Here is a 21,941-nt window from a genome sequence, read left to right as displayed (position 1 = left end):
GTTTAGTTCTTAACGGTTTGCTGCGCCTGCGGCTTCACCATCGGCCGCACCCGCGACGACACCGTGGTGCTGCCGACTTCCATTTCCACCTCCAGCTGGCCGGGCACGGGCTGGCCGTCGACGGTGGCGGGCTGCCACTGCGGCATCCGGTTGAGCATGTCCATAATGGGGCGGGCGTACTGCACGTCGCGGCTGCTCTCGTCGAGGGTGAGTTGCCCGCTCTTGCCCACGTTCACCAGCAGCGTGATGCGGCCATTCATGCCCGTGACCCAGTTGGCTTCCTCGGCGTGCTTGCGCAGCAGCAGCAGCAGGCGGCTGTTGTAGTTGGCCAGCCCCCCGACGGCCTGCGGGGCCACGGCGCGCAGGTTGCGGCGGCCCGCCTCGGCCAGCAGCTCCTCGCAGGGCTGGTTGAGCTCAAACGCCTCGGCGGCGCTGGTCGGCAGGTCCACGGTGGGCTGCAGGCCGGCCGGACCGGGGTAGCGGCGGCGCTTGTTGGCCAGGTCGAAGCCCTCGATAAAGCGGCCCCATTCGTAGCGTTCCTCGCTGAACGGGGCGCCGGTGCCGATGACCTCGCTGGTCCAGGTGCCCTGGGCCAGCCCATCGGCCACCGGGCCGCCGAAGCGGATGTAGCGGTTGCTGTGCACGCCGCGCCAGGTGCCGTTGCCGTTCTTGCAGAGCTGGGTGCCCGTGGAGTCCCAGTAGGCCAGGATGCGAAACGGCTTGCTCAGGTCTTCGCCCCACATCAGCGTCTGCCGGGGCCGACCGTTGGCGTACCAGAACTGCCACACGCCCGTCGGCAGCCCGTCCTGAAACTGCCCGCGCGTGAGCACGGTGCCGTTGGGGTGGTGCAGCTCGTAGAGGCCGTTGCGCTTGCCGTTGCGGTAGAACTGGCGGTTCAGTAGGCGGCCGTCGCTCAGCCGGTAGTCGCACACCAGCCCGCGGAAGGTACCGGTGGCGTCCAGGCGCGTGTTGCGGCGGATGGTGGCGCAGGCCGGTGGCGTGAGTTGATAATAGTTGCTGTAGTACAGCTCCACGCTGTCGCCGGCGAAGGTGCGGTAGCAGTCCTTGGGGTTGGCCTTGCCGCTCAGGTTCCGCTGTTGGGCCGTGGTCGTCAGGGCACTGCCCATCAGCAGCGCGCCGAGGAGCAAAAAGCAATAACGCATACGTAACTTATTCATAACAAAATCAATAGCCACACAACCCGTTTACCACAGCCGGCGCCGCTTCATCACCTTGCGCGTCTTCTGGGTGTAGAACTCGGCCACGCCCTTGCGCGTCATAGGCACCGTCCAGCGGCCGATGAGCTGGCCGGGCTGGTAGCCGGTGAGGGTTTTGCCGGGGTAGCTGGCGGCCAGCAGCTTGGCGTCGGCGGGCTGCACGTCGGGGCCCACCTGGCCGTGGCAGCGCAGGCAGGTGGCGTCGGTGGGCAGCAGCACCAGGGGCTCCTGCACCAGAAACTGGTCCTGGCTGGGGCGGGTGGTCTGCACGGAGTCGTCCTCGGTGATAAAGCGCGCGGGTGTAACCAGCGCCCGCGTGGGCTGGGCTTCCAGCTCGCGGGCCAGCTTCACCACGGCGGGCAGCTTCTCGGGCTGGCAGTAGGGGTGCGCGGCGGCCACGCCCCCGGCGGCCAGCCGCTCGTTCAGCTGGGCGCGCCAACCGCGGTCGGCGGTATGGATGAGGGAATCGGCGGCCCAGCGCGCCCCTTGCAGCAGCTGGGCGGGCTTGATGAGCTTGGGCTGGAAGTTCTCGGCTTCGCGGGCCAGGTCCTTGGTATTGTCGAGGTGCTCGACGTCTTCGGGGCGGCAGGCGGCCAGCAGCAGCGGCAGGGCCAGCAACGATAGGCTTCGGCGCATATAGGTTTCGGACAATGCACGCGGAACCTCCCATGGCCCCGGCGGGTTTTGTACCTTTGCAAAAGTACCGCCCAATTCCGGACCCCAACGACCGATGCTTGACAAATTAGAGGCTATCAACCAGCGCTTCAACGACGTGGGCCAGCAACTGCTGGACCCGGACGTGATGAGCGACATGAAGCGCTACAAGGCCCTGAACAAAGAATACAAAGACCTCAACAAGATTGTGGTCGAGTACAAGGCTTACCAGAGCGTCCTCTCCAACATCGACGGGGCGCGCGAAGTCATTGCCACCGAGAAGGATGAGGATTTCCGCCAGATGGCCAAGGACGAGCTGGACACGCTGCTGCCGGAGCAGGAGCGGCTGGAAGCTGTCATCAAGGATCTGCTGATTCCCAAGGACCCGAACGACTCCAAGGATATCATCATCGAAATCCGCGCCGGCGCCGGCGGCGACGAAGCCGCGCTGTTTGCCGGCGACCTGCAGCGCATGTACATGCGCTTCGCCGAAAAGCAGGGCTGGAAGATGGAGTTGGTGGATGCCATGGAAGGCACCGCCGGCGGCTACAAGGAAATCATCCTGGCCATGCGCGGCGAAGACGTGTACGGCAAGATGAAGTTTGAATCGGGGGTACACCGGGTGCAGCGCGTGCCGGCCACCGAAACCCAGGGCCGCATTCACACCTCCGTGGCCTCGGTGGTGGTGATGCCCGAGGCGGAAGAATTCGACATCGAGCTGGATATGAACGACATCCGCAAGGACCTGTTCATGTCGTCGGGCCCGGGCGGGCAGTCGGTCAACACGACCTACTCGGCCGTGCGCCTCACGCACATCCCCACGGGCATCGTGGCCCAGTGCCAGGACCAGAAGTCGCAGCTGAAGAACTTCGATAAGGCCTTGGCGGTGCTCCGCTCGCGCATTTTCGAAATCGAGCTGGCCAAGAAGAACGAGGCCGAAGGCGCTGCCCGCAAGAGCATGATTGGCGGCGGCGACCGGTCGGACAAAATCCGCACCTACAACTACCCGCAGGGCCGCGTGACCGACCACCGCATCGGCTACACGGTGTACAACCTGAGCGCGGTGATGGACGGCGGCATCGAGGACTTCATCGAGCAGCTGCGCATCGCCGAAAACGCCGAGCGCCTCAAGGAAGGCACCACGGCGTAAGATTCGGCTGCAACTACCCAGAACGTCATTCCGAGCGAAGTCGAGGAACGACGACAAATAGTAACCGTCATGCTGAGCTTGCCGAAGCATCTCTACCGCGCCGCTTGGTCGTTTGGTGGAGATGCTTCGGCAAGCCCAGCATGACGGTCTTTTTTGGGCGTTGCACGTTCTTTTCTGCAGCTGCGTCGACGCATCAGCCTCCTGTCCTTAACCCGCACACCTCTCCCGCCATGCCCGACGGCACGCTGCTGCTCATCGACGACGAACAGGCCCTGCGCCAGGGCATGGCCCGCTTTCTGGAGCTGGAAGGCTACCGGGTGCTGCAGGCCATCAACGCGGCCGAGGGGCTGGAGCTGCTGGGCCAGCACGCCACGGAGGTGCTGGTGGTGCTCTGCGACGTGAAACTGCCCGACGCCCACGGTCTGCAGTTGCTGCCCCGCCTGAAGCAGCGCGCCCCGCTGGCCGAAGTGGTGCTGCTGACCGCCTACGGCCGCATCCCCGACGGCGTGCAGGCCATGAAGGACGGCGCCTTCGACTACCTCACCAAGGGCGACGCCGACGAGCAGCTGCTGCCCGTGGTGGCCCGCGCCGCCGACAAAAGCCGGCTGCAGCGCCGCGTGCAGGAGCTGGAGCGGCAGGTGGGCGCGCAGCACTCCTTCGCGTCGATGATTGGCCACTCGCCGGCGCTGGAACGCGCCAAAGCCCTGGCCCAGCGCGTGGCCGCGACGGAATCGACGGTGCTGCTGGAAGGGCCGACGGGCGCGGGCAAGGAGCTGTTTGCCCAGGCCATTCACCAGGCCTCGCCGCGCCGCTCGAAGCCCTTTGTGGCCGTCAACTGCTCGGCGTTTCCGAAGGATCTGCTGGAATCGGAGCTGTTTGGCTACCGGAAAGGCGCCTTCACCGGGGCACTGGGCGACAAAAGGGGCCTGCTGGAGGAAGCCTCGGGCGGCACGCTGTTTCTGGACGAAATCGGGGAGCTGGAGTTGGCGGTGCAGGCCAAGTTTCTGCGGGTGCTGGAGACGCAGACCTTCACCAAGCTCGGCGACACCAAGCCCACCAAAGTGGACGTGCGGCTGGTGGCGGCTACCAACCGCAACCTGCGGCAGGAAGCCGACAGCGGGCAGTTCCGGCCCGATCTGTACTACCGCCTCGCCGTTTTCACCATCCCCGTCCCGCCCTTAAAAGACCGGCCCGAGGACATTGAGCCGCTGGCCCGGCACTTCCTGCAGCTGTTTGCGGCCAAGCTGCGCAAGCGTCTGCAGGGCTTCGACGCGGAGGCCCTGCATCGGCTGCAAGGCTACGCCTGGCCCGGCAACGTGCGCGAATTGAAGAACGTGCTGGAGCGCGCCGCCATCCTGGCCGACGACGCGGTGCTGACCACCGACGACCTGCCCTTCGAGCTGCAGAGCCCCGCCCCAACCGACGACGCCAACGACCAGAGCCTGCGCGCCGTGGAAAAGCGCCAGATTCTGCGGGTGCTGCAGCAAACCCAGGGCAACAAGACCGAAGCGTCCCGGCAGCTGGGCATCGGGGTGAAAACGCTCTACCGCAAGCTGCAGGAGTACGGCCTGGGCAGCGGGTCAGCCTGACCGGGTAGCGGGTCATTTTGACCCGGCGCCGGCGGCGTAGCGGCTGCTCTGGCAGCGGCATTGCAAATTATTCTAGCTGATAATCAATAAGTAATCAGCCAAGCTACCGCAAAGCGCCGCGGCTGGACTAGCATTGGCAACTGGCCCCTGCGTCGTGCCGCGGCGGTTGCTGCGGTCGGGCTGCGTTATGAGCATCAAAGCAAAAATTACGGTGGGCTTGCTGGCCATGCTGGTCCTGCTGGTGGGGCTGGGCGCCTACGCCTACGCCACGGTGCAGCGGCAGGAGCAGCGCGCCCACCGCATTCTGCAGGCCAACTTCTACTCGGTGGCGCTGGGCCAGCAGATGCTGCAGGCCCTGGACGAGCTGGCCGCCACTCCTGCCGGCCCTGCCCTGCCCCGCCTGCGCCGGGCCCTCACCCGCGAAGCCGGCAACGTGACCGAGCCCGGGGAGCAGCAGCTGGTCGACGGCATGATGCAGGCCGTGGCCCGCTACGAAGCCGCCGCGGTGCCCGCCGGCCAGGCAGCGGCCGTGGCGGAGCTGCGCCAACTCACGCACCGCATGGTGGGGCTGAACATGCGGGCCCTGACGCGCCGGAATACCCAGTCCAACGCCGCCGCCACCCAGGCCCGGTACCTGCTGCTGGCCTGGCTGAGCGTGGGCACGCTGGTGGCCCTGGGCCTGGTGCTGAGCGTGCCCGAAGCGGCGGTGAGCGGCCTGCGCCGACTTTCGGCCAGCATCAGCCACGCGGCCGGCGGCGACTTTGCCGCCAGCATCCCGGTGGAAAGCCGCGACGAGTTCGGCCGCGTAGCTCAGGCTTTCAACGCCTTGCTCGCCCACCTCAACGAGCTGCGCAGCGCCAACCTAGCCGAGCTGCTGACCGAGCGCAACCGCGTGCTGAGCATCGTGCAGACCCTGGACGAAGCCCTGCTGCTGCTCGACGCCGACCGCCGCATCATCGTGGCTAACCCGCTGGCCTGCACGCTGCTGGGCCTCCCCGAAAAGCAGCTGCTGGGCCAGCCGGCCGCAGCCCTGGCGGCGGATAACCCGCTGCTGGCCCAGCTGCTGCACTACGCCCAGCTGCCAGCGGCTCAGCGCCCGGTCGAGCCGGTAATTCCGGTGGCGCGGGCCGGGCAGCTGGAGACTTACTACCGGCTGGCCCTGCACGAGGCCGTGCTCTACAACGCGGCTACCGACCGGATGGAGTTCGTGGGCTCCATTCTGGTGCTGCACGACGTGTCGGCCTTCAAGCGGCAGGACCAGCTCAAAACCGACTTCCTGGCCACGGCTACCCACGAGCTGAAAACCCCGCTGTCGAGCATCAACTTCCAGCTCAAGCTGCTGCAGGACGGCCGCATCGGCCCGCTCAACGAGGAGCAGCAGCGCATCGTGGCGACGCTGCGGGGCGAAAACGACCGGCTGCGCGGCCTGGCCACCACGCTGCTGGATGTGTCGCGCCTGGAGGCCGGGGCGGCGGTGCCGCTGCAGCCGCGGGCCGTGGCGGTGGCCGCGCTGGTGGAAACGGCCGCCGAGCCCATTCGCCTGCAGCTGGCGCCCAAGAACCTGGCCCTCGACGTGCAGCTGCCGCCCGCGCTGCCCCTGGTGCGCGCCGACCTGGAAAAGACCGCCTGGGTGCTGCTGAACCTGCTCAGCAACGCCATCCGCTATTCCCCCGCCGAGGGCCGCATCCGCGTGCGCGCCGCCGCCACCCCCGATGGCCAGTCCGTGCGCGTGCTGGTGCAGGACGACGGGCCGGGCATTGCGCCGGAGCAGCAGCAGCGCATCTTCGAGCGGTACGTGCAGCTGCCCGCCGCCGATGGGCAGCCGGCCCGGGGCGGCAGCGGCCTGGGCCTGAGCATCAGCCGGGCCTTCATCGAGCCGCAGGGCGGGGAGCTGGGCGTGGAAAGCACGCCCGGCGCGGGCAGCACCTTCTACTTCACCCTGCCCGTGGCCGCCCCGCCCGCCTGATTCCGCCCGGCGGCCACCCGCCGCCATTCCCACGGCCGGCCCTGACGGCTCCGTAGCTCCGCGGCCCGCCCCTGCCCTTTCCTGACTTCTTTTTTCGACGTTTTCCCGTCTGACATGGCTGCTATTGCCCTTTCCGAACCCAACATTCACCGCCAGCGCGTGACCGTGGCGGGCCTGCTCGTCACGCTGGGCATCATCTTCGGCGACATCGGCACCTCGCCGCTGTACGTGTTCAAGTCCATCCTGGGGCCGCGGCCCATCAGCGAGCTGCTGGTGTATGGCGGCATCTCGGCCGTGTTCTGGACGCTCACGCTGCAAACCAGCATCAAGTACATCTGGCTCACGCTGAAAGCCGACAACCACGGCGAAGGCGGCATTTTCTCGCTGTACTCCCTGGTGCGGCAGCGCGGCAAGTGGTTGCTGTGGCCGGCCATCATCGGCGCGGGCACCCTGCTGGCCGACGGCATCATCACCCCGCCGATTTCGGTGTCGTCGGCCATCGAGGGGCTGAAAATCCTCGATCCGACGCTGGAAGGCTCCACCATCGTGGGCATCGTGCTGGTTATCATCACGCTGCTGTTCACGTTTCAGCAGTTCGGCACCCAGATAGTCGGCCGGGCTTTCGGGCCGATTATGCTCCTGTGGTTCAGCGTTATCGGGGCGCTGGGCGTGTGGCAGGTGGCGCAGGAGCCGGGCATTCTGCGGGCGCTGAGTCCGCACTACGCCCTGGCTTTGCTGACGGAGTACCCGCAGGGGTTCTGGCTGCTGGGGGCCGTGTTTCTGTGCACCACCGGGGCCGAGGCGCTGTACTCCGACCTGGGCCACTGCGGGCGGCGCAACATCCGGGCGGCCTGGCTGTACGTGAAGGCCGCGCTGGTGCTCAACTACCTGGGCCAGGGCGCCTGGGCCATGCAGCACCTGGGCCAGCCCCTGGCCGAGGGGCAGAACCCGTTCTTCCTGATTGCCCCGCACTGGGCCATTCTGCCGCTGATTCTGCTGGCTACGGCCGCCACCATCATTGCCTCGCAGGCGCTGATTACGGGCTCCTACACCCTGATTTCGGAGGCCGTGAGCCTCAACTTCTGGCCCAAGGTGCGCATCCTCTACCCCACCGACCAGCGCGGGCAGCTCTACGTGCCGAGCATCAACTGGCTGCTGTGGCTGGGCTGCGTGGCGGTGCAGCTGTGGTTTCAGGAGTCGTCGAACATGGAGGGGGCCTACGGCTTCAGCATCACCGTGGCCATGCTCATGACCAGCATCCTTCTCTCGCAGTACCTGCGCGGGGTGCGCCGCTGGGCCCTGGTGGCGGTGCTGGCCCTGATGACGGTGTTTCTGACGGTGGAGCTGTCGTTTCTCATTGCCAACATCACCAAGCTGCTCAACCGCCTCGGCATCCTGGTTTTCGAGTGGCTGCTGATTCTGGGCATGTGGGTGGGCTACAAGGGGCGGCAGATCAAAAACCGCTACCTCGACATGACCGCCTGGACCGACAACCTGCCCTTGCTGCGGGAGCTGAGCCAGGATGCGACGGTGAGCAAGTACGCCTCCAACCTGGTGTACCTCACCCGCAGCAAGAACGCCCGCGAGATTGAGTCGCGCATCCTCTACTCCATCCTGCGCAAAAAGCCCAAGCGCGCCGACCGGTACTGGTTTCTGAACATCACCCTGCTGCCCGAGCCCTTCGGGATGCAGTACACGGTGGAGACGCTGGTGCCCGATGTGGCCTACAAAATCAACTTCCGCCTGGGCTTCCGCATTCAGCCGCGCATCAACCTGCTGTTCCGCCGGGTGCTCGAAGACATGGCCGAGCGCCGGGAAATCGACATTACCTCGCGCTACGCCTCGCTGCAGCGCCACCACCTGCCCGGCGACTTCCGCTTCGTGGTGCTCGACAAAGTGCTCAGCTATGACAACCAGCTTTCGTTCCGGGACCGGCTGATCCTGCGCGGCTACTTCCTGTTCAACCAGCTGGCCATCAGCGACCAGAAAGCCTACGGCCTCGATACCAGCGACGTGGCCGTGGAGCACGTGCCGCTGACCATTCAGCCCGCGGGCCGGCTGGATCTGCTCCGCCTGCCCTCCGAAACCGCCTCCGACCCGGTGCCCGCCCGCGCCCTGGCCGCCGAGCAGCTCACGCACCCGGTGTAGCCGCCGGCTCTTTCCACCCGAATCATTTCCCCATCCTTTCTCCCGCGCCGGCCGGCGTTTTTCGGCCCGGCTAGCGCCCTGTTGCCCTATGCGTACCCTATCTACCTGCCGCCGCACCCTGCTGCCCGGCCTGCTCGCCCCCGCCCTGCTCGTGCCTTGCCTGCTGACTTCACCGGCGCGGGCCCAGACCACCGAAAACCGCCCCGCCCCAGCCTCGCCCGACACCACCGCCCCCGCCAAAGTGCCCTTCGACGGGATGGACCTGACCTGGGTGAACGGGCAGAACCGGCAGCGCAACTTCCCGCTGCAGCTCCGGGATGCCGACGGCGAAACCGTGCTGACCGGCGTGGCCCTGCTCGACGGCTACTTCAACTACAACTTCGCCCGGCCGCTCGACCATACCCAGACGATTTCGGCCGTGACGGGGCGCAGCGGGGAGTTTTCCCTGGCCCTGGCCAGCATCGGCATCGAGTCGAATTATAAGAACATTATCGGGCGGCTGTGGCTGCAAACGGGCTCCATGCTGCACCTGGTGCAGGAAACCGACGGCTCGGTGCAGCGCGGCCGCAACACCGGCACCGGCAACCTGAAGTTTATCCGCGAAGCCGCCGCTGGCTACCACTTCCGCCCGAACTACGGTCTGAACCTGGAGCTGGGCATTTTCATGTCCTACATCGGGCTGGAAAGCTACGTGATGCAGGAAAACTGGAGCTACCAGCGCAGCTTGGTCTGCGACTTCACACCGTTTTACTTCCAGGGCGCCCGGGCCCAGTGGTTCCCGACGCGCAACTTCCGCACCGAGCTGTGGCTGATGAACGGCTGGCAGACCTACAACGCGTTTAACCGCCAGCCCGGCGTGGGCTCCTCGAACTACTACCGCCCCTCCGAAAACCTGCAGCTGGTGGCCAATTTCTACTACGGCAAGGACTCCCGCCCCACCGCCGGCTCTGCCGCCCAGGGCCCGGCTGCCTACCCCGGCCGCGCGCGGTTTCACCACGACCACTCGGTGGTGTACCGCTACTACCACAAGCCGAAAAATCAGCTGCGCGGCATCACCCAGGCCGCCTTCAGCCTCAACAACCACTACGGCTTCGAAAATGGCGGGGGCGGGCTGCCGCGCCGCGAAGCGTACATGCTGGGCTCCTCGCTGGCCAACCGGCTCTGGTTTGCCAAGAACCGGCTGGCCCTGACTACCCGCGTGGGCTTCGTCAAGAACCCCTCGCGCTACCTCAGCTTCTCGCCCTCCGCCGTGGGCTTCACCGATCCATCCAGCCGCCTCACCGCCCGGGAAGCCACCGTCACCTTCGACGTGATGCCCTCGGACTTTGTCACTTTCCGCCTCGAATACCTCCACCGCCGCGCCAATGTGCCCTACTTCGCCGGCCCCGGCGGCACTACCTCGCCCTCGGGCTACGCCGACCAGCCCCTGCCCGCCGGCTGGCAGCCCGATTTGCGCCAGACCGAGAACCGGGCCCTGGTGTCGGTGAATTTTCGGCTCTGAACCATTCCCGCGGTCTGACGGTGGTAGCCGTTGGACCAGTTACGGAACCGCCAGTTCGGGGGTGAGGCTGGTAAGCGTGGAAAATATCCAGGCGACGACCGGCCGGCTACTGCTGCCTGCACGCGGCGCCGGGCGACAGACTTTTTACCATCTTCGTAGCTCGTCTGCCTTCTGCCCGCCCCGATGGACTGCACCCGCCCGATTACGCTCGAAAACCGCCGCGCCCGGCTGCGCCCCCTCGAAGCCAGTGACTTTGAGGACCTCAAGCAGATTGCTTTCGACGCCGACATCTGGCGCTACACCCTCGCCCCCGCCCCCCAGGACGCGGTGGGCCTGGCCGCTTACCTCAGCCAGACCCTGCAGGAGCGCGCCGCCGGCACGCGCTACCCCTTTGCCATCATCGACCTGGATACCGGCCGGCTGGCGGGCAGCACCAGCTACGGCAGCTTCGCCCTGCCCGACGGCCGCCTGGAAATCGGCTGGACCTGGCTGGGCCGGGACTTTCAGCGCACCGGCCTGAACCGGGCCGCCAAGCACCTGCTGCTGCAGTACGCCTTCGGGGAGCTGGGCTGCGAGCGGGTGGAGCTGAAAACCGACGCCCGCAACCTCCAGTCGCAGGAGGCCATGCGGCGCATGGGCGCGGTGCAGGAGGGCACGCTGCGCAGCCACTGCTACACCCAGGGCGGCCAGCGCCGCGATACGGTGTACTTCAGCATCCTGCGGCCCGAGTGGGAAAAGCTGCGCCGCTCGGTCTTCAGCCAGTTCGACGCCCGTGGCTAAGGCCCCGCAACGCCACCGCTCCCGCTGGCGCCACGAAATAGCGTCCTTCGGCTACGCCCTGCAAGGCATCCGCGAGGCCCTGCTGTCGGAGCCACACCTGCGCTTCCACGCCCTGGCCACGGCCGCCGTGGTGGCCCTCGGCTTCTGGCTGCGGGTGCCGCGCCACGACTGGGCGCTGCTGGCCCTGGCCGTCGGGGCCGTGTGGACGGCCGAGCTGCTGAACACCGCCGTGGAAACCATCATCGACCTGGTCTCGCCCGATTTTCACCCGCTGGCCGGCCGCGCCAAGGACGTGGCCGCTGGCGCCGTGCTGCTGATGGCCCTGGCGGCCGTGGTGGTGGGCCTGCTGGTGCTGGGCCCGCCGCTGTGGGCGAAGGCCCTGGCCCTAAGTAGCCAACGATAACCGCCCCGCCATTCATGTACACGCCGAAGCCGCCCCAAATGGAGCGGCTTCGGCGTGTAGACCGGGACCAGGTAGCGCGGGCTTGGCTACGCCGACTTGCGGTTCAGCCCGCGTTGGTCAGATAGTGGTATCATCCGTTGGGTTACTGTCAGACGGACGCGGGCTCAAGCCCGCGCTACATGGCTTCTCCGCGCAGCTTGCGCACCCGCTTGCGGGCTTCGGCGGCGTAGATGCTGCCCGCGTGCTTGGTCAGCAGCTGGGTATACAGCTCCTGGGCCTTGGCTTTGTCTTGGCGGTTCTGCTCCTCGATTTCAGCGGTCAGAAACAGCGCGTCGTCGGAGAGGATGTCGTACTTGGGGTTCGAGGTAATGCGCGCCAGCGTTTCCACGGCCCCGGCGTAGTCGCCGGAGCGGCGCTGCAGCTGGCCCTTCAAAAACCAGGCTTCGTCGGTGAGGGCGTGGCCGGGGTACTTGGTCAGCAGCTGGTCGAGGCTCTTGATGGCCTGCGGCACCTTGTTCTGAAACACCAGCAGCTCGGTGGCGGCGTAGTCCTTCAAAGCCACGCCGGCGGTGTCCATGGCCGTGTTGTCGCCGATGAGCAGGCTGAGCTGCATGGCGTCGTTGGCAATTTCGCGGCTGGTGGCCTGCTTCAGAATGTCGAGGTGCGACTGGGCCAGCTTGAAGTCCCCGGCGTAGTAGCTCAGGCGGGCGTTGCGCAGCTTGGCCTCGTAGCCCAGCGGCGAGTCCTTGCGCGACTTCTCCACCTGCGAGTACAGCAGCGTGGCCTCCCAGGGCTCGGCGCGCAGCAGGTAAATGTCGCCCAGCGCAATTTTGGCCTCGTCGACGAGCTGCGCGTCGGCGCGGGGCAGGGCTATGACTTCCTGCAGCAGCTGCATGCCCTTGTCCTTCTCGTCGAGCTGGAAGGCGTAGAGCAAAGCCATGTTGCGCAGCACCCCGGCCGTCTGGGCCGTGCGGCCCGCCTCGGTCAGCAGCTGCTGGTAATCACCCACCAGGGCCCGCAGCTTGGCCTGGTCCACCGGGAAGGTGTTGCGCACCTGCTCCTCGCGGGCGGCAATGAACTGCTGCCGGGCGGTCTGGTAGTACTGCCCGCCGCGGTACTGCTGGGCCACGTACTGGTAGCCTTCGATGGCGGTTTCGTAATCCTTGTTGTACTGGGCAATGGCGGCCAGGTCCATCACCCGGCTGCCCTCGCTGCGCTGGCGCCGGTCGAGGGCGCGGGCCTGCACCAGGGCCCCGGCAAAGTCGCGGCGCTGCAGGTACAGCCACAGCAGCAGCTCACTCCAGGTAACCTGCTCCGGCTGCTGCTGGGTGCGGGTGAGCAGCAGCTTTTCCAGCGTGTCGAAGTCGGCGTCGGTTTTCAGCGCGTTCTGCAGCATGTTGCGCACAAAGGTCAGCTGCTCCCGGTCCGGGTTCTGCTCGGCCATGCGCAGCGTTTCCTTCAGCACGCCTTCCTTCTGGCCGCCGGCGGTGTAGAGCTGCACCAGCTGGGCGCTGTACTCCGACTCGTTTTTGGCCAGCGCCCGGCCGCGCAGGTAGCTCCGCTCGGCCCAGCGCGGCAGCTGCCGCTGCTGAAACTCCTGGGCAATGGGCTGCACTTGCTCGGGCGTGAGGGCGGCCACCACCTTCTCGTACTGCTTGCGGGCCGCGGTGGTGTCGCCGGCGGCCGTGTACACGCCGCCCAGGGCCACGCCCAGCGCGGGCTCGTTGGGGCTGCGCTTCACGGCTTTGCGGGCCAGCTTCTCCGCGTCCTTGTACTTCTTCAGCTCCAGCAGGGCGCGCAGGTAGTCGGGCAGCACGTTGGGAGCCAGCTGCACGTCGGTGGGCAGGTCGTGGTAGAGGGCCTCGGCCTTCAGCCACTCGCCTTTGCGGCCGTATTCACGCGCTACGTTTACCAGCCCCCCTCCATCCTGGGCCAGGGCCGGGCCGGTGGCCAGCAGTAGCCCCAGCAGGCTGATTCGGCTTTTCTTCCACAGGGCGGAGGGCAGGAGGCTCATGGCAGTCAGAAACGAAAGTAAACGCCGGCCGCTACGGCCGCGCGGGCGGGGGCAGAACAACGCCGGGCCGCGTTTCATTCACGCGGCGCAGCCGGCCCAAAGACCGTGGCGGCCGGCGGGCGTTGCGCCTTGGCCCGGGCCCTACCCGGTGAAGATACGTACCGATACCCCTCGGCCGATGCCGGCGCGGCCCACTTTCGCCGGTGCCCCAACAAAAAACGGTCCCCGCCGCGTGGCAGGGACCGTTTTTCAGGCTTGAAACCGCGTTGGCTTAGAAGAAGCGTACCCGCTCGTCCTTCACCTCGGCTTGCTTGCGCACGGCCTCGTAGATCGAGCCGCTCGAGCGGTTGCCGCGGGTCGATTGCAGCTGCGTGCGCACGGCCTTCAGGTCTTGCGAGGGCGCGGCGGGCTCGGTCTTGCTCACCAGCTGCATCACCAGCACGCCCTGCTCGCCCTGGATCGGGGCCGACATTTGGTTGGGCTTCAGGCCGAAGGCGGTGCCCACGGCGACGGGCTCGCTGCCCACGCCCGGAATCACGCCCTGGCCCAGCACCAAGTCATTGGCGTCCTTCACCTGGGCGTTGGGGCCGTAGGCGGCGGCCATGGCCTCCAGGGTGTTGCCCTTCAGCTTGGCCATGATCTGCTTGGCTTTTTCCTCGTTGCGCACGTAGGTCGATACCTCGGGCTTCACGGCGGCCACGTCGGCGGTGCCCTCCTTGCGGGTGCCGGTGAGCACGGCCACCACGTACTGGTCGTTCACCGTGAATACGTCCGATACGGCGCCGATTTCAGTGTCCTTGTTGAAGGCCCAGCGCACGGCTTCGCGGGCGTTGGGCAGGCTGCCGAGGTTGGCCGAAGACTTATCCACGCCCTTGGCTTCCTGCTTCTGCAGGGTTTTGTCGGCGGCCACGGCCTTGCGGAACGACTCCAGGTCGGTGGCCTTGGCCTTCAGGTCCTGGGCGCGCTGGTAGGCGGCTTCGTTGGTCGCGTCCGAAGGCGTGATGTTCTTCGTGACGGTGGCTACCTGATAGGTCTGGTTGGTTTTCGCCGCCGTCACCTTGATGATGTGGTAGCCGAAGGAAGTTTTGGTCAGCGTGGGCAGCAGGCCGGCCGACGAAGCGCCGAACACGGCCTTCTCGAACTCGGGCACCATGCGGCCGCTGCTGAACCAGCCCAGGTCGCCACCCTGCGGGGCGGTGCCGTCGGTGCCGTGCTGGCGGGCCATGGCGGCGAAGTCAGCCCCGGCCTTGATCTGGTTCAGGATGCCCTGGGCCTTGGCTTTGGCAGCGGCATCGGCCTCGGGCGTGGTGCCTTCGGGCTTGATCAGGATGTGGCTGGCGCGGGCGGCCTGAGCGGCGCCGGCTTTGGCCCCCATCACTTTGTAAATGGAGTAGGTGCCGTTTTCGGCGAAGGGACCGTACACCTGGCCGGGCTGCAGCGGGGCCTGCTGGCGCAGCTTCTCGGGCAGATCAGCCGGCGAGAGGAAGCGGCCGTTGTAGGGCTGGTCGGAGTTCAGGCGCACGAACAGCGAGTCGTTCGGGGCGGTGCGGAACTGCGTGGTCAGCTGGTCCACCGTCTGGCGCACCGCGGCCGAGTCCTCCTTCGAGGGCGTCACGGGCACCACCACGTACTCCAGGTCGCGCCCGTCCTGCACCTTGTAGCGCGACTGGTGGCGCGTGATGTACTCCTGCAGCTGCGGGTCCGATACTTTCACGGCCGAATCGGAGATGCTGAAGTAGGGCACGAACAGGTAGCGCACGTTGGCCTTGGTCTGCTGGGCCGCGTCGAAGCGCTGGGCTTCGGCCGTGGTCACGTACTCGGTGTTTTTCAGCAGGGCGTAGTACTTGCTGCCCATGCGGTCCTGCGGCAGGTTCTGCTCGAAGGTGTACCACGCAACTTGCTGCTGCGGGGGCATCTTGTCGAGGTTGCGCAGGTACTCAATCACCTTGGCGCGGTCGAATTGTCCGGTCTGCGGGTCGGTAAAGGCCTGCTTGATGGTGGGGTGAATGTTTTTGCCCTGCACCATGTCGGTCAGCTCCTCGTCGGTCACCTTCAGGCCCAGCTTGTCGAACTGCGGCTGGAAGGCGCGCTTGAACACAATCTGGTTCCAGGCCTGGTCGCGGATGCCTTGCAGCTCCTGCTCCGAAGGCTGGCGGCCGTTCTGCGCCACGTAGCTGCCCTTGGCCTGCTCCACTGCGGCGTTGAACTCTTCAATGCTGATGTCGTCGCCGTTGACTTCGCCGACGGTGGTATCCTGACGATTGAACAGGCGGTTGTTTCCGCCGATCAGGTCGCCGCCCACGATGAAAAGCAACATCCCGACGGCTACGGTGCCAACGGCCCAGCCTGATTTTTCGCGGATGGTGTTGATTAAAGCCATTTAGTTGAAAGTAAGCAGCAAAGAAAACGCAGTAAGTCGCGCAAAATAACCCTTTTTAAGCCAACGGACAAAAGCATCGGCGGCTAGCGGCGCTTCTTGGCTTTGCCGGCGGGCTTGCGGGCGGGCTGGGCCTTGGCCGGTGCGGCCGGCGAATCGGCTTTCTCGGGCAGCCGCAGGTAGCGGTACAGCAGCAGGCAGATGATGGCCAGCATGAACAGCTCGTAGTTGCGCAGCACGCTGTTTTGCAGAATGCTCTGGTAGATGCCGATAACGACCAGCACCACCGCCACCGAAAAGAGCACGGTGCGGGCCAGGTCGCGGTCAAACGCCGGGAATTTCATGGGAGAATGGGAAAAGGGCCGCCCGCCGGCCCACGGCCCACGGCCCCAGCGTGCGGGGCCCGGCGGGCGGCGGGGCTTAGTTGGTCGGCGCTTCGTTGACGGAGAAGACGCCTACGGGCTTGCGGATTTTGTAGCGCGAGAAGTCCTCGTTGGCTTCCATGCCGAAGCCCGTCAGCACCTCCGTCGGGGTTTCGATGCGTACGGCCGTGGTCGTGTCGTTGTAGATGCGCGCCCGCGGCTTGTCGTAGAACAGCTCCTCGGTTTCCAGCTTTTGCTGCTTTGCCTGGTTGTGCACGCGCACGTGGCCGCGCACCACGTACTTGTTGTCGGCGCGGGTAAACTTGCCGTAGTCGCCGCGCAGGGTATTCACCAGCGAGCCGTCTTTGGCGTAGAAGTTCATGTCCACGCCCTTGGGGTACACCAGGTCGCCGTTTTCGAAGGTCTGCTCCAGCTTGGCCGTCAGGCGCACCTGCAGGCGGGCCGAGTCGCTGAACAGGGTCAGCACGTTGGTCGTCTCCAGCGTGGGGCCCTTGTACTCCACCTTCTTCTTGGGCGCGGTCGATTTGTCCTGGCAGCCGCCGAGCAGCGCGGCGCCCAGCAAAAGCAGCGCCACGCCCGCTGCCGTACCTCGCGTGCCAGTCCGGGTGTTCACGACGGTACTACTCAATGCGGCGCTTCAGGAACCAGCGGTTGTTCAACGACACGCCGACCTGCGCCCGCAGGTAATTTTCCTTGATGTTGGACTGCCGGTCGCTGCCGCTGCCAACGACGTTGGTGTTGCCGCGCTGCCCGTAGGTAAACGCAAGGTTCAGCGTGGTGGCATCCAGCGGGCTGGACGTCGGGAAGGGAAAGCTGAAGCCCCAGCTGACGGCCCGGTCGTAGAGCGTCTCGCCGCCGGGGCGGTAGGGCACCTGCGCCATGCTCAGGCCCACGCGGTACGACACGCGCCGGAAGTAGTTGGTCACCGAAGTCGGGTCCGGCGTCAGCTCACCGCCCACGCCTGCGCGCCAGGTGTCCGACAGCGCCAGGCTGTTGGCCACGCCGAAGTCACGGAACTTCGACCACTGCTGCTGCGCCACGTCGGCATTGACGCTCCAGTTCTTGTTGTTGTCGAGGCTGATGCCGGCCTGCCAGCCGCCGGGCAGCACGGTGCTGCCCGAGGCGGTGCTCAGCTGCACCGGCGTCGTCAGTATCGAGGTGCCGTTTACGTCCTGCTCGTCCTGCTCCTGGGTGCGCGTGCCGCTCAGGTTGGTCTGGAAGGTGTACACCCCGCCCACGTTGATGGCCAGCTTCTTGCTCGCGTCGTAGCGGTAGTGCAGGCCCGGGCGGAAGGTGAAGTCGTTGTACTGCACGTGGTCGTTGAGGGCCACCTTCTTCAGCGACTCGGTCACCGGCACATTATCCGGCGACACCAGCGCCGACGTGGTCCGGTCGATGGAGCCGAACACGTACGACGAGGTCAGGCCCACCGTCAGGCCCTTGGCCAGGCGCACCCCCTGCGACAGGGCCACTTCCGTGAGCCCGCCCGAGCCGGTGTACTCCGTCAGCACCTGGGCCGAGCTGCTGCCGCTGGGCAGCGTGCTCACCTGCTGCGACTTGTAGTCGACGGTAGTAACGGGCCGCAGCGCCACGGCCGTAGCCCAGCGCCGCGAAATCGGCACGCTGAAGGCCAGGTAGCCGAGGTTGCCGCTGCCGGTGCGCTGCGCGGCCGTCGCGCTGCGCAGCTGCTTTATCTGTCCGGTAAAGGCCGCCTCGTAGGTGGTGCGGTTGCTGTAGTACACCAGGGCCGGGTTCAGGTCGTTGACCTGCACCGCGTTGGGTGCGGCCAGCCCGACGCCGCCCATGCCTTGCTGGCGAATCCCGCCGGTGTTGGGGTTGTATTCGCCCAGGCCCAGGCGGGAGTAGGGCGAGTTGCCCAGTCCTTGCCCGTACGCAGCGGAAGAGGCTGCCAGCAGGCTTAGTAAGCCCAGAGCGGTCAGGTTATTAGCCGACATTAAGCACCAAAATTCGGTGAAGCCCGAGCAAAATCAGCTCGGAAACTGCAAAGATGCGGCCTTTGAGCCGCGATTCAAAAAACGCCGCGTCGCCGCCGGTCAGCACCACCGCCAGCGCCGGGTACTCGACCCGGTAGCTGGCAATCATGCCGTTGACTTCGAGCGCAGCTCCGTTCAGCGCCCCGCTGAGCATGGCCGTTCGGGTATCGTTGCCGCACAGGGCCAGTTGGCTGGCCTCGGCCGCGGCAGGCAGCGGCAGCTCGGGCAGACGCCCCGTGAAGGCGTGCATGGCCTGCAGCCGCATCCGCAGCCCCGGCGCAATGCTGCCGCCCCGGTAGGTGGCATCGGCCGTCACCAAGTCGCACTTGATGCAGGTACCCGCATCGATGACGAGCACCGGCCGGCCGGGCAGCAGATACGCCGCGCCCACGGCACCGGCCAGGCGGTCGGCCCCGAGGGTTTGCGGGGTGGCGTAGGCATTGGTCAGCGGCACCGGCGTCGTGCCGGGCTTGAACACCAGCACCTGCTCCAGCTCCTCCCCCACCAGCGCGGCGGCCCACTCCTCGGCCGGCACCGCCACCGAGGCCAGCAGCACGTGCGTAGCCTGGGTGCGCCGCAGCACCGCCCGCAGCTCCTCCACCGACGCCACGCTGCCGGCTTCGGCCAAAGCCGCGCCGTCGAAACAGCCATACTTGGCTGCCGTGTTTCCGATGTCGAGAACCAGGGAAATCATGGGTGGGGGAAGAAACGACGGCCCGGCCCCGAAACGGGGGTCGGACCGCCATTGGTATAGAGCCCGGCCGCGGGCGCGGGGGTTGCGTGCCTACATGAAATATTTCAGGCGGATGACCTCCTGTTCGCTGAGGTAGCGCCAGTTGCCGCGGGGCAGGTCTTTCTTGGTCAGGCCGGCGTACTGCACGCGGTCCAGCGTCTTCACCTCGTAGCCCAGGTGCTCGAAAATACGGCGCACGATGCGGTTGCGGCCGATGTGGATTTCCACGCCCACGAACTTGGGGTTGCCCGCTACCACGGCCACGTCGTCGACCTCGGCTTTGCCATCCTCCAGCTCCAGGCCGGCGGCAATCTGCGCGAGGTGCTCTTCTTCCAGCGGCTTGTCCAGCTCCACCTGGTACACCTTCTTGTTGCGGTGCGAGGGGTGGCTGAGCTTCTGCGCCACTTCGCCGTCGTTGGTGAAGAGTAGCAGGCCGGTGGTGTTGCGGTCGAGGCGGCCCACCGGGAAAATGCGCTCCTTCGAGGCGTTGGCCACCAGGTCCATCACGGTCTTGCGGCCTTCGGGGTCCTCGGTGGTCGTCAGGAAGTCCTTGGGCTTGTTCAGCAGCACGTACACCAGCTTCTCGCGCTTGAGGTTGGTCTTGCCGTAATGCACCGTGTCGGAAGGCTTCACCTTGTAGCCCAGCTCCGTCACCACTTCCCCGTTCACGCGAATTTCCCCGCTCTCAATCAGCGAATCGGCCTCGCGGCGCGAGCAGATGCCCGCGTTGGCGATGTAGCGGTTCAGGCGAATCGAGCCGTCGGTTTCCGGCTCCTGGCGGCGGCGCTTGTTGCCGCGGGTTTTGTCCTCCTCGTAGTACTGCAGGTTCTTGTAGGCCGGCGCCTCGCTCTGCTCCTGGCTTTGCCCGAAGCGCGTATCGCGCGAGCCTTTCTGCAGGCCCGGCTTGCTGGCGAAGGTGTCGCGGCCCGGCTTACGCCCGAAGGCCGGCCGCTCGTCGCGCCCAAACCGGTCGGCCCGCTCGCCGCGGTTGTCGCGGGCGGGCCGCTCGTTGCGCTCCGGCCGCTCGAAGCGGTTGGGACGCTGCTCGTACGGGCGGATTTCGCGCTGCTCATCACCCGAACGCTCGGGGCGCGGCGCCTCACCGTCGAAGCGGCGCTTGGCTTTGGTTTCGTCGGCGAAAGAGCCGCGCTGCCCGCGCACGGGGCGGGTGTCAGCGCCTTCCGGCCGATTGAAGCTGCGCGCCGGCCGCTCGTCGCCCTCAGGGCGGCGGAAACCGCCCCGCTCCGGCCGCTCGGCGCCGCCGCTGTTAAACGGGCGGGCGGGCCGCTCACCGCGCTCAAAGCGGTTTTCGCCAAACTTGCCGCCTTTCGGGGCACCAAAGCCACCGGGGCGGTTGCCGCTGAAGCCGCTCCGCTCGTCCCGGTCACCGCCGAAGCTGCGGCGCGGGCGCTCCTGGTCGTTGCCGAAGCTACGACGCGGACGCTCCTCCTCATTGCCAAAGCTGCGACGCGGGCGTTCCTGGTCGTTGCCCTCGAAGCGGCGGCCGTAGCTGGGCCGCTCGCCGCGGTCGTTCCGGTCCCGGTCGCCCCCGAAGCTGCGGCGCGGCGCCTCGCCTTCCGGGCGCTCATCCTTGCGGAACTCGGGCTTGTTCAGGCGGCCGCGCATGAAGTCAGCCGCGTCGTCTTTCTCCGCCGGCTTGTCGTAGGCGCGGCGCGGACGCTCGGAGCGCTGCTCCTCGCCGCCGAAGCGGTTACCCGGGCGCCGGTCGTCGCCGCCGGGGCGGCCACCGAAGCTCGGGCGGCTGCCGCCAAAGCCGGGCTTGCTGCCGCCCGCCGGGCGCCCAAATGCCGGGCGCGAGGGAAAGTCGTTGCCCCCTTCGCGGCGGTAGCCGCCGGCGGGCCGCCGGTCGTCGCCGCCGGGGCGGCTGCGGTCGTTGCCCCCGAAGGAGTTAAAGGGTTTGCCGCCGCGCTGCGGGGCGGAATCGGGGCGGCCCGGACGACGGCTGCCGGGGCCGGAAGAATGCTGCTTACCCATGAGGGAGTGGTTCAGACGCACGGCATCGCTGCCGGGCAGTGGTTATTGTTCTTACTGGTACGACGGACAACGCCGTCCGAATGTTTTTGGTGCACCCGCAGGGCAGCCAAAACAGCGCCCGGACTTGCCGAGCGGCCTCGCCCCTCGCGGGACGAGTACCGACCGCGCAAATCCGGGCGGTTAGGTGAGCGTAGCGTAGCCGTGTTAGTCGCGGCGGGCCATTTTGGCTTCGATGGAGTGCTGGGTGTGCGGCACCGCGCGCAGGCGCTCCTTCGGAATCAGCTTGCCCGTGCCGATGCACACGCCGTACGTCCCGTTCTTGATGCGAATCAAGGCGTTTTCGAGCTGCTGGATAAACTTCATCTGGCGCGAGGCCAGTTGGTTCAGGCTTTCCTTCTCGGCGGTGTCAGCGCCGTCTTCCAGCACTTTGCTGGGTGAGGCGGTGGTGTCGGTACCCGAGTCGTTGCGGCGGCTCAGGGTTTCCTTGATGAAGGATACTTCTTTCCGGGCAGCGGTCAGCTTTTCCTGAATGATGGCTTCAAATTCAGCCAGCTCTTCCCGGGAGTAGCGCAGGTTTTCTTCACTCATGGTGGGGCAGGAAAAAGATGTAATCAGTTGAAGATAAGTGACTTACCAAGTACACTTCAGTGCTGTCATACCACAAGGCCAGCAGAGAGGCAACAGCGCCCGGCCGCGTTTAGTGCCGTAACGCGCAGTGCTTCAGAGGCCTAGGCCGGTAGTCCAGCTTACTCAAGCAATCCGGTTTTCCGGCCGCAAAGCTAGAGCCTGTTATGGACTGGTGGCCTTAAAAACGCCTTTTGCTAGCAGCAAGGTGACAAAGGCGAAAAAATGAAATTGCTGCATGGTCACGGCCAGGCGCTCGTAGTCGCGGGCCAGGCGGCGAAAACGTGCGGCCCAGCCAAAGCTGCGTTCCACGACCCAGCGTCGTGGCAACAGCACAAAGCCTTTCTGCCCTTCGGGTTTCGCAATGACTTGCAAGTCAATGGCGTGCTCCGCAGCGGCCTCGTCCGCTGCCG

The 21,941-nt window shown here is 66.5% G+C and carries 17 protein-coding genes and 1 pseudogene; 7 read left to right on the top strand and 11 right to left on the bottom strand.

Annotated features, from left to right (window positions below; translation table 11 throughout):
• Positions 1-2: 2 nt before the first annotated feature.
• Positions 3-1,178 carry a toxin-antitoxin system YwqK family antitoxin gene (locus DLM85_RS17575; protein WP_133257123.1) on the bottom strand — a complete coding sequence of 392 codons (1,176 nt, stop codon included), beginning with the start codon at positions 1,176-1,178 and terminating at the stop codon, positions 3-5.
• Between the two features lie 27 nt (positions 1,179-1,205).
• Positions 1,206-1,853 (bottom strand): c-type heme family protein, encoded by a 648-nt coding sequence (locus tag DLM85_RS17570; RefSeq protein WP_133257122.1) that lies wholly within the window; start codon positions 1,851-1,853, stop codon positions 1,206-1,208.
• Between the two features lie 94 nt (positions 1,854-1,947).
• Between DLM85_RS17570 and prfA the strand changes: the two genes are divergently transcribed.
• The 7 genes from prfA to DLM85_RS17535 all read left to right on the top strand — a co-directional run bounded on the left by prfA (position 1,948) and on the right by DLM85_RS17535 (position 11,408).
• The gene (gene prfA / locus DLM85_RS17565; RefSeq protein WP_111479434.1) at positions 1,948-3,021 is read left to right on the top strand and encodes a peptide chain release factor 1; all 1,074 of its coding nucleotides are present in this window, start codon (positions 1,948-1,950) and stop codon (positions 3,019-3,021) included.
• A gap of 230 nt (positions 3,022-3,251) precedes the next feature.
• Positions 3,252-4,610 (top strand): sigma-54-dependent transcriptional regulator, encoded by a 1,359-nt coding sequence (locus tag DLM85_RS17560; RefSeq protein ID WP_111479433.1) that lies wholly within the window; start codon positions 3,252-3,254, stop codon positions 4,608-4,610.
• Between the two features lie 187 nt (positions 4,611-4,797).
• Positions 4,798-6,576, top strand: coding sequence for a sensor histidine kinase (locus tag DLM85_RS17555; RefSeq protein ID WP_111479432.1), 1,779 nt, complete (start codon positions 4,798-4,800; stop codon positions 6,574-6,576).
• Positions 6,577-6,690: 114 nt separating this feature from the next.
• Positions 6,691-8,724 carry a KUP/HAK/KT family potassium transporter gene (locus DLM85_RS17550; RefSeq protein WP_111479431.1) on the top strand — a complete coding sequence of 678 codons (2,034 nt, stop codon included), beginning with the start codon at positions 6,691-6,693 and terminating at the stop codon, positions 8,722-8,724.
• Positions 8,725-8,812: 88 nt separating this feature from the next.
• Positions 8,813-10,225 (top strand): outer membrane beta-barrel protein, encoded by a 1,413-nt coding sequence (locus tag DLM85_RS17545; protein ID WP_111479430.1) that lies wholly within the window; start codon positions 8,813-8,815, stop codon positions 10,223-10,225.
• A 183-nt stretch (positions 10,226-10,408) separates the two neighbouring features.
• Positions 10,409-11,005: a GNAT family N-acetyltransferase gene (locus tag DLM85_RS17540; RefSeq protein WP_111479429.1), complete on the top strand. Its 597-nt coding sequence runs from the start codon at positions 10,409-10,411 to the stop codon at positions 11,003-11,005.
• Positions 10,998-11,408 (top strand): diacylglycerol kinase family protein, encoded by a 411-nt coding sequence (locus DLM85_RS17535; RefSeq protein ID WP_207891053.1) that lies wholly within the window; start codon positions 10,998-11,000, stop codon positions 11,406-11,408. The genes DLM85_RS17540 and DLM85_RS17535 overlap by 8 nt, the downstream gene beginning before the upstream one ends.
• 175 nt (positions 11,409-11,583) lie before the next feature.
• Here DLM85_RS17535 and DLM85_RS17530 read toward each other — a convergent pair whose 3' ends face one another.
• The 9 genes and pseudogenes from DLM85_RS17530 to DLM85_RS26345 form a co-directional block, all read right to left on the bottom strand.
• The gene (locus DLM85_RS17530) at positions 11,584-13,422 is read right to left on the bottom strand and encodes a tetratricopeptide repeat protein (protein WP_111479428.1); all 1,839 of its coding nucleotides are present in this window, start codon (positions 13,420-13,422) and stop codon (positions 11,584-11,586) included.
• Between the two features lie 271 nt (positions 13,423-13,693).
• Entirely contained in the window at positions 13,694-15,802 is a 2,109-nt protein-coding gene (locus DLM85_RS17525) for a peptidylprolyl isomerase (RefSeq protein ID WP_111479427.1), read from the bottom strand.
• 83 nt (positions 15,803-15,885) lie between these two features.
• Positions 15,886-16,143 carry a hypothetical protein gene (locus tag DLM85_RS17520; RefSeq protein ID WP_111479426.1) on the bottom strand — a complete coding sequence of 86 codons (258 nt, stop codon included), beginning with the start codon at positions 16,141-16,143 and terminating at the stop codon, positions 15,886-15,888.
• 76 nt (positions 16,144-16,219) lie between these two features.
• The gene (gene lptC, locus DLM85_RS17515) at positions 16,220-16,756 is read right to left on the bottom strand and encodes an LPS export ABC transporter periplasmic protein LptC (RefSeq protein WP_243636021.1); all 537 of its coding nucleotides are present in this window, start codon (positions 16,754-16,756) and stop codon (positions 16,220-16,222) included.
• A 46-nt stretch (positions 16,757-16,802) separates the two neighbouring features.
• Positions 16,803-18,137: a BamG family beta-barrel-assembly machinery protein gene (bamG, locus tag DLM85_RS17510; RefSeq protein WP_111479425.1), complete on the bottom strand. Its 1,335-nt coding sequence runs from the start codon at positions 18,135-18,137 to the stop codon at positions 16,803-16,805.
• A complete protein-coding gene (locus tag DLM85_RS17505; protein ID WP_111479424.1) occupies positions 18,127-18,870 on the bottom strand; it encodes a type III pantothenate kinase in 744 nt (247 codons plus the stop codon). Before DLM85_RS17505 ends, bamG begins: the two co-directional genes overlap by 11 nt.
• Positions 18,871-18,960: 90 nt before the next feature.
• On the bottom strand, positions 18,961-20,904 hold the full coding sequence (locus DLM85_RS17500) for a pseudouridine synthase (protein WP_243636020.1): 1,944 nt from the start codon (positions 20,902-20,904) through the stop codon (positions 18,961-18,963).
• A 204-nt stretch (positions 20,905-21,108) separates the two neighbouring features.
• On the bottom strand, positions 21,109-21,492 hold the full coding sequence (locus DLM85_RS17495) for a TraR/DksA family transcriptional regulator (RefSeq protein ID WP_111479423.1): 384 nt from the start codon (positions 21,490-21,492) through the stop codon (positions 21,109-21,111).
• Between the two features lie 284 nt (positions 21,493-21,776).
• Positions 21,777-21,879, bottom strand: a pseudogene (locus DLM85_RS26345) (transposase); the annotation flags it as partial.
• Positions 21,880-21,941: the final 62 nt, after the last annotated feature.

Source organism: Hymenobacter edaphi (assembly GCF_003258365.1).
GTDB lineage: Bacteria > Bacteroidota > Bacteroidia > Cytophagales > Hymenobacteraceae > Solirubrum > Solirubrum edaphi.
The sequence above is the reverse complement of the archived record's forward strand: the minus strand, read 5'-3'. Positions and strand labels throughout refer to the sequence as shown.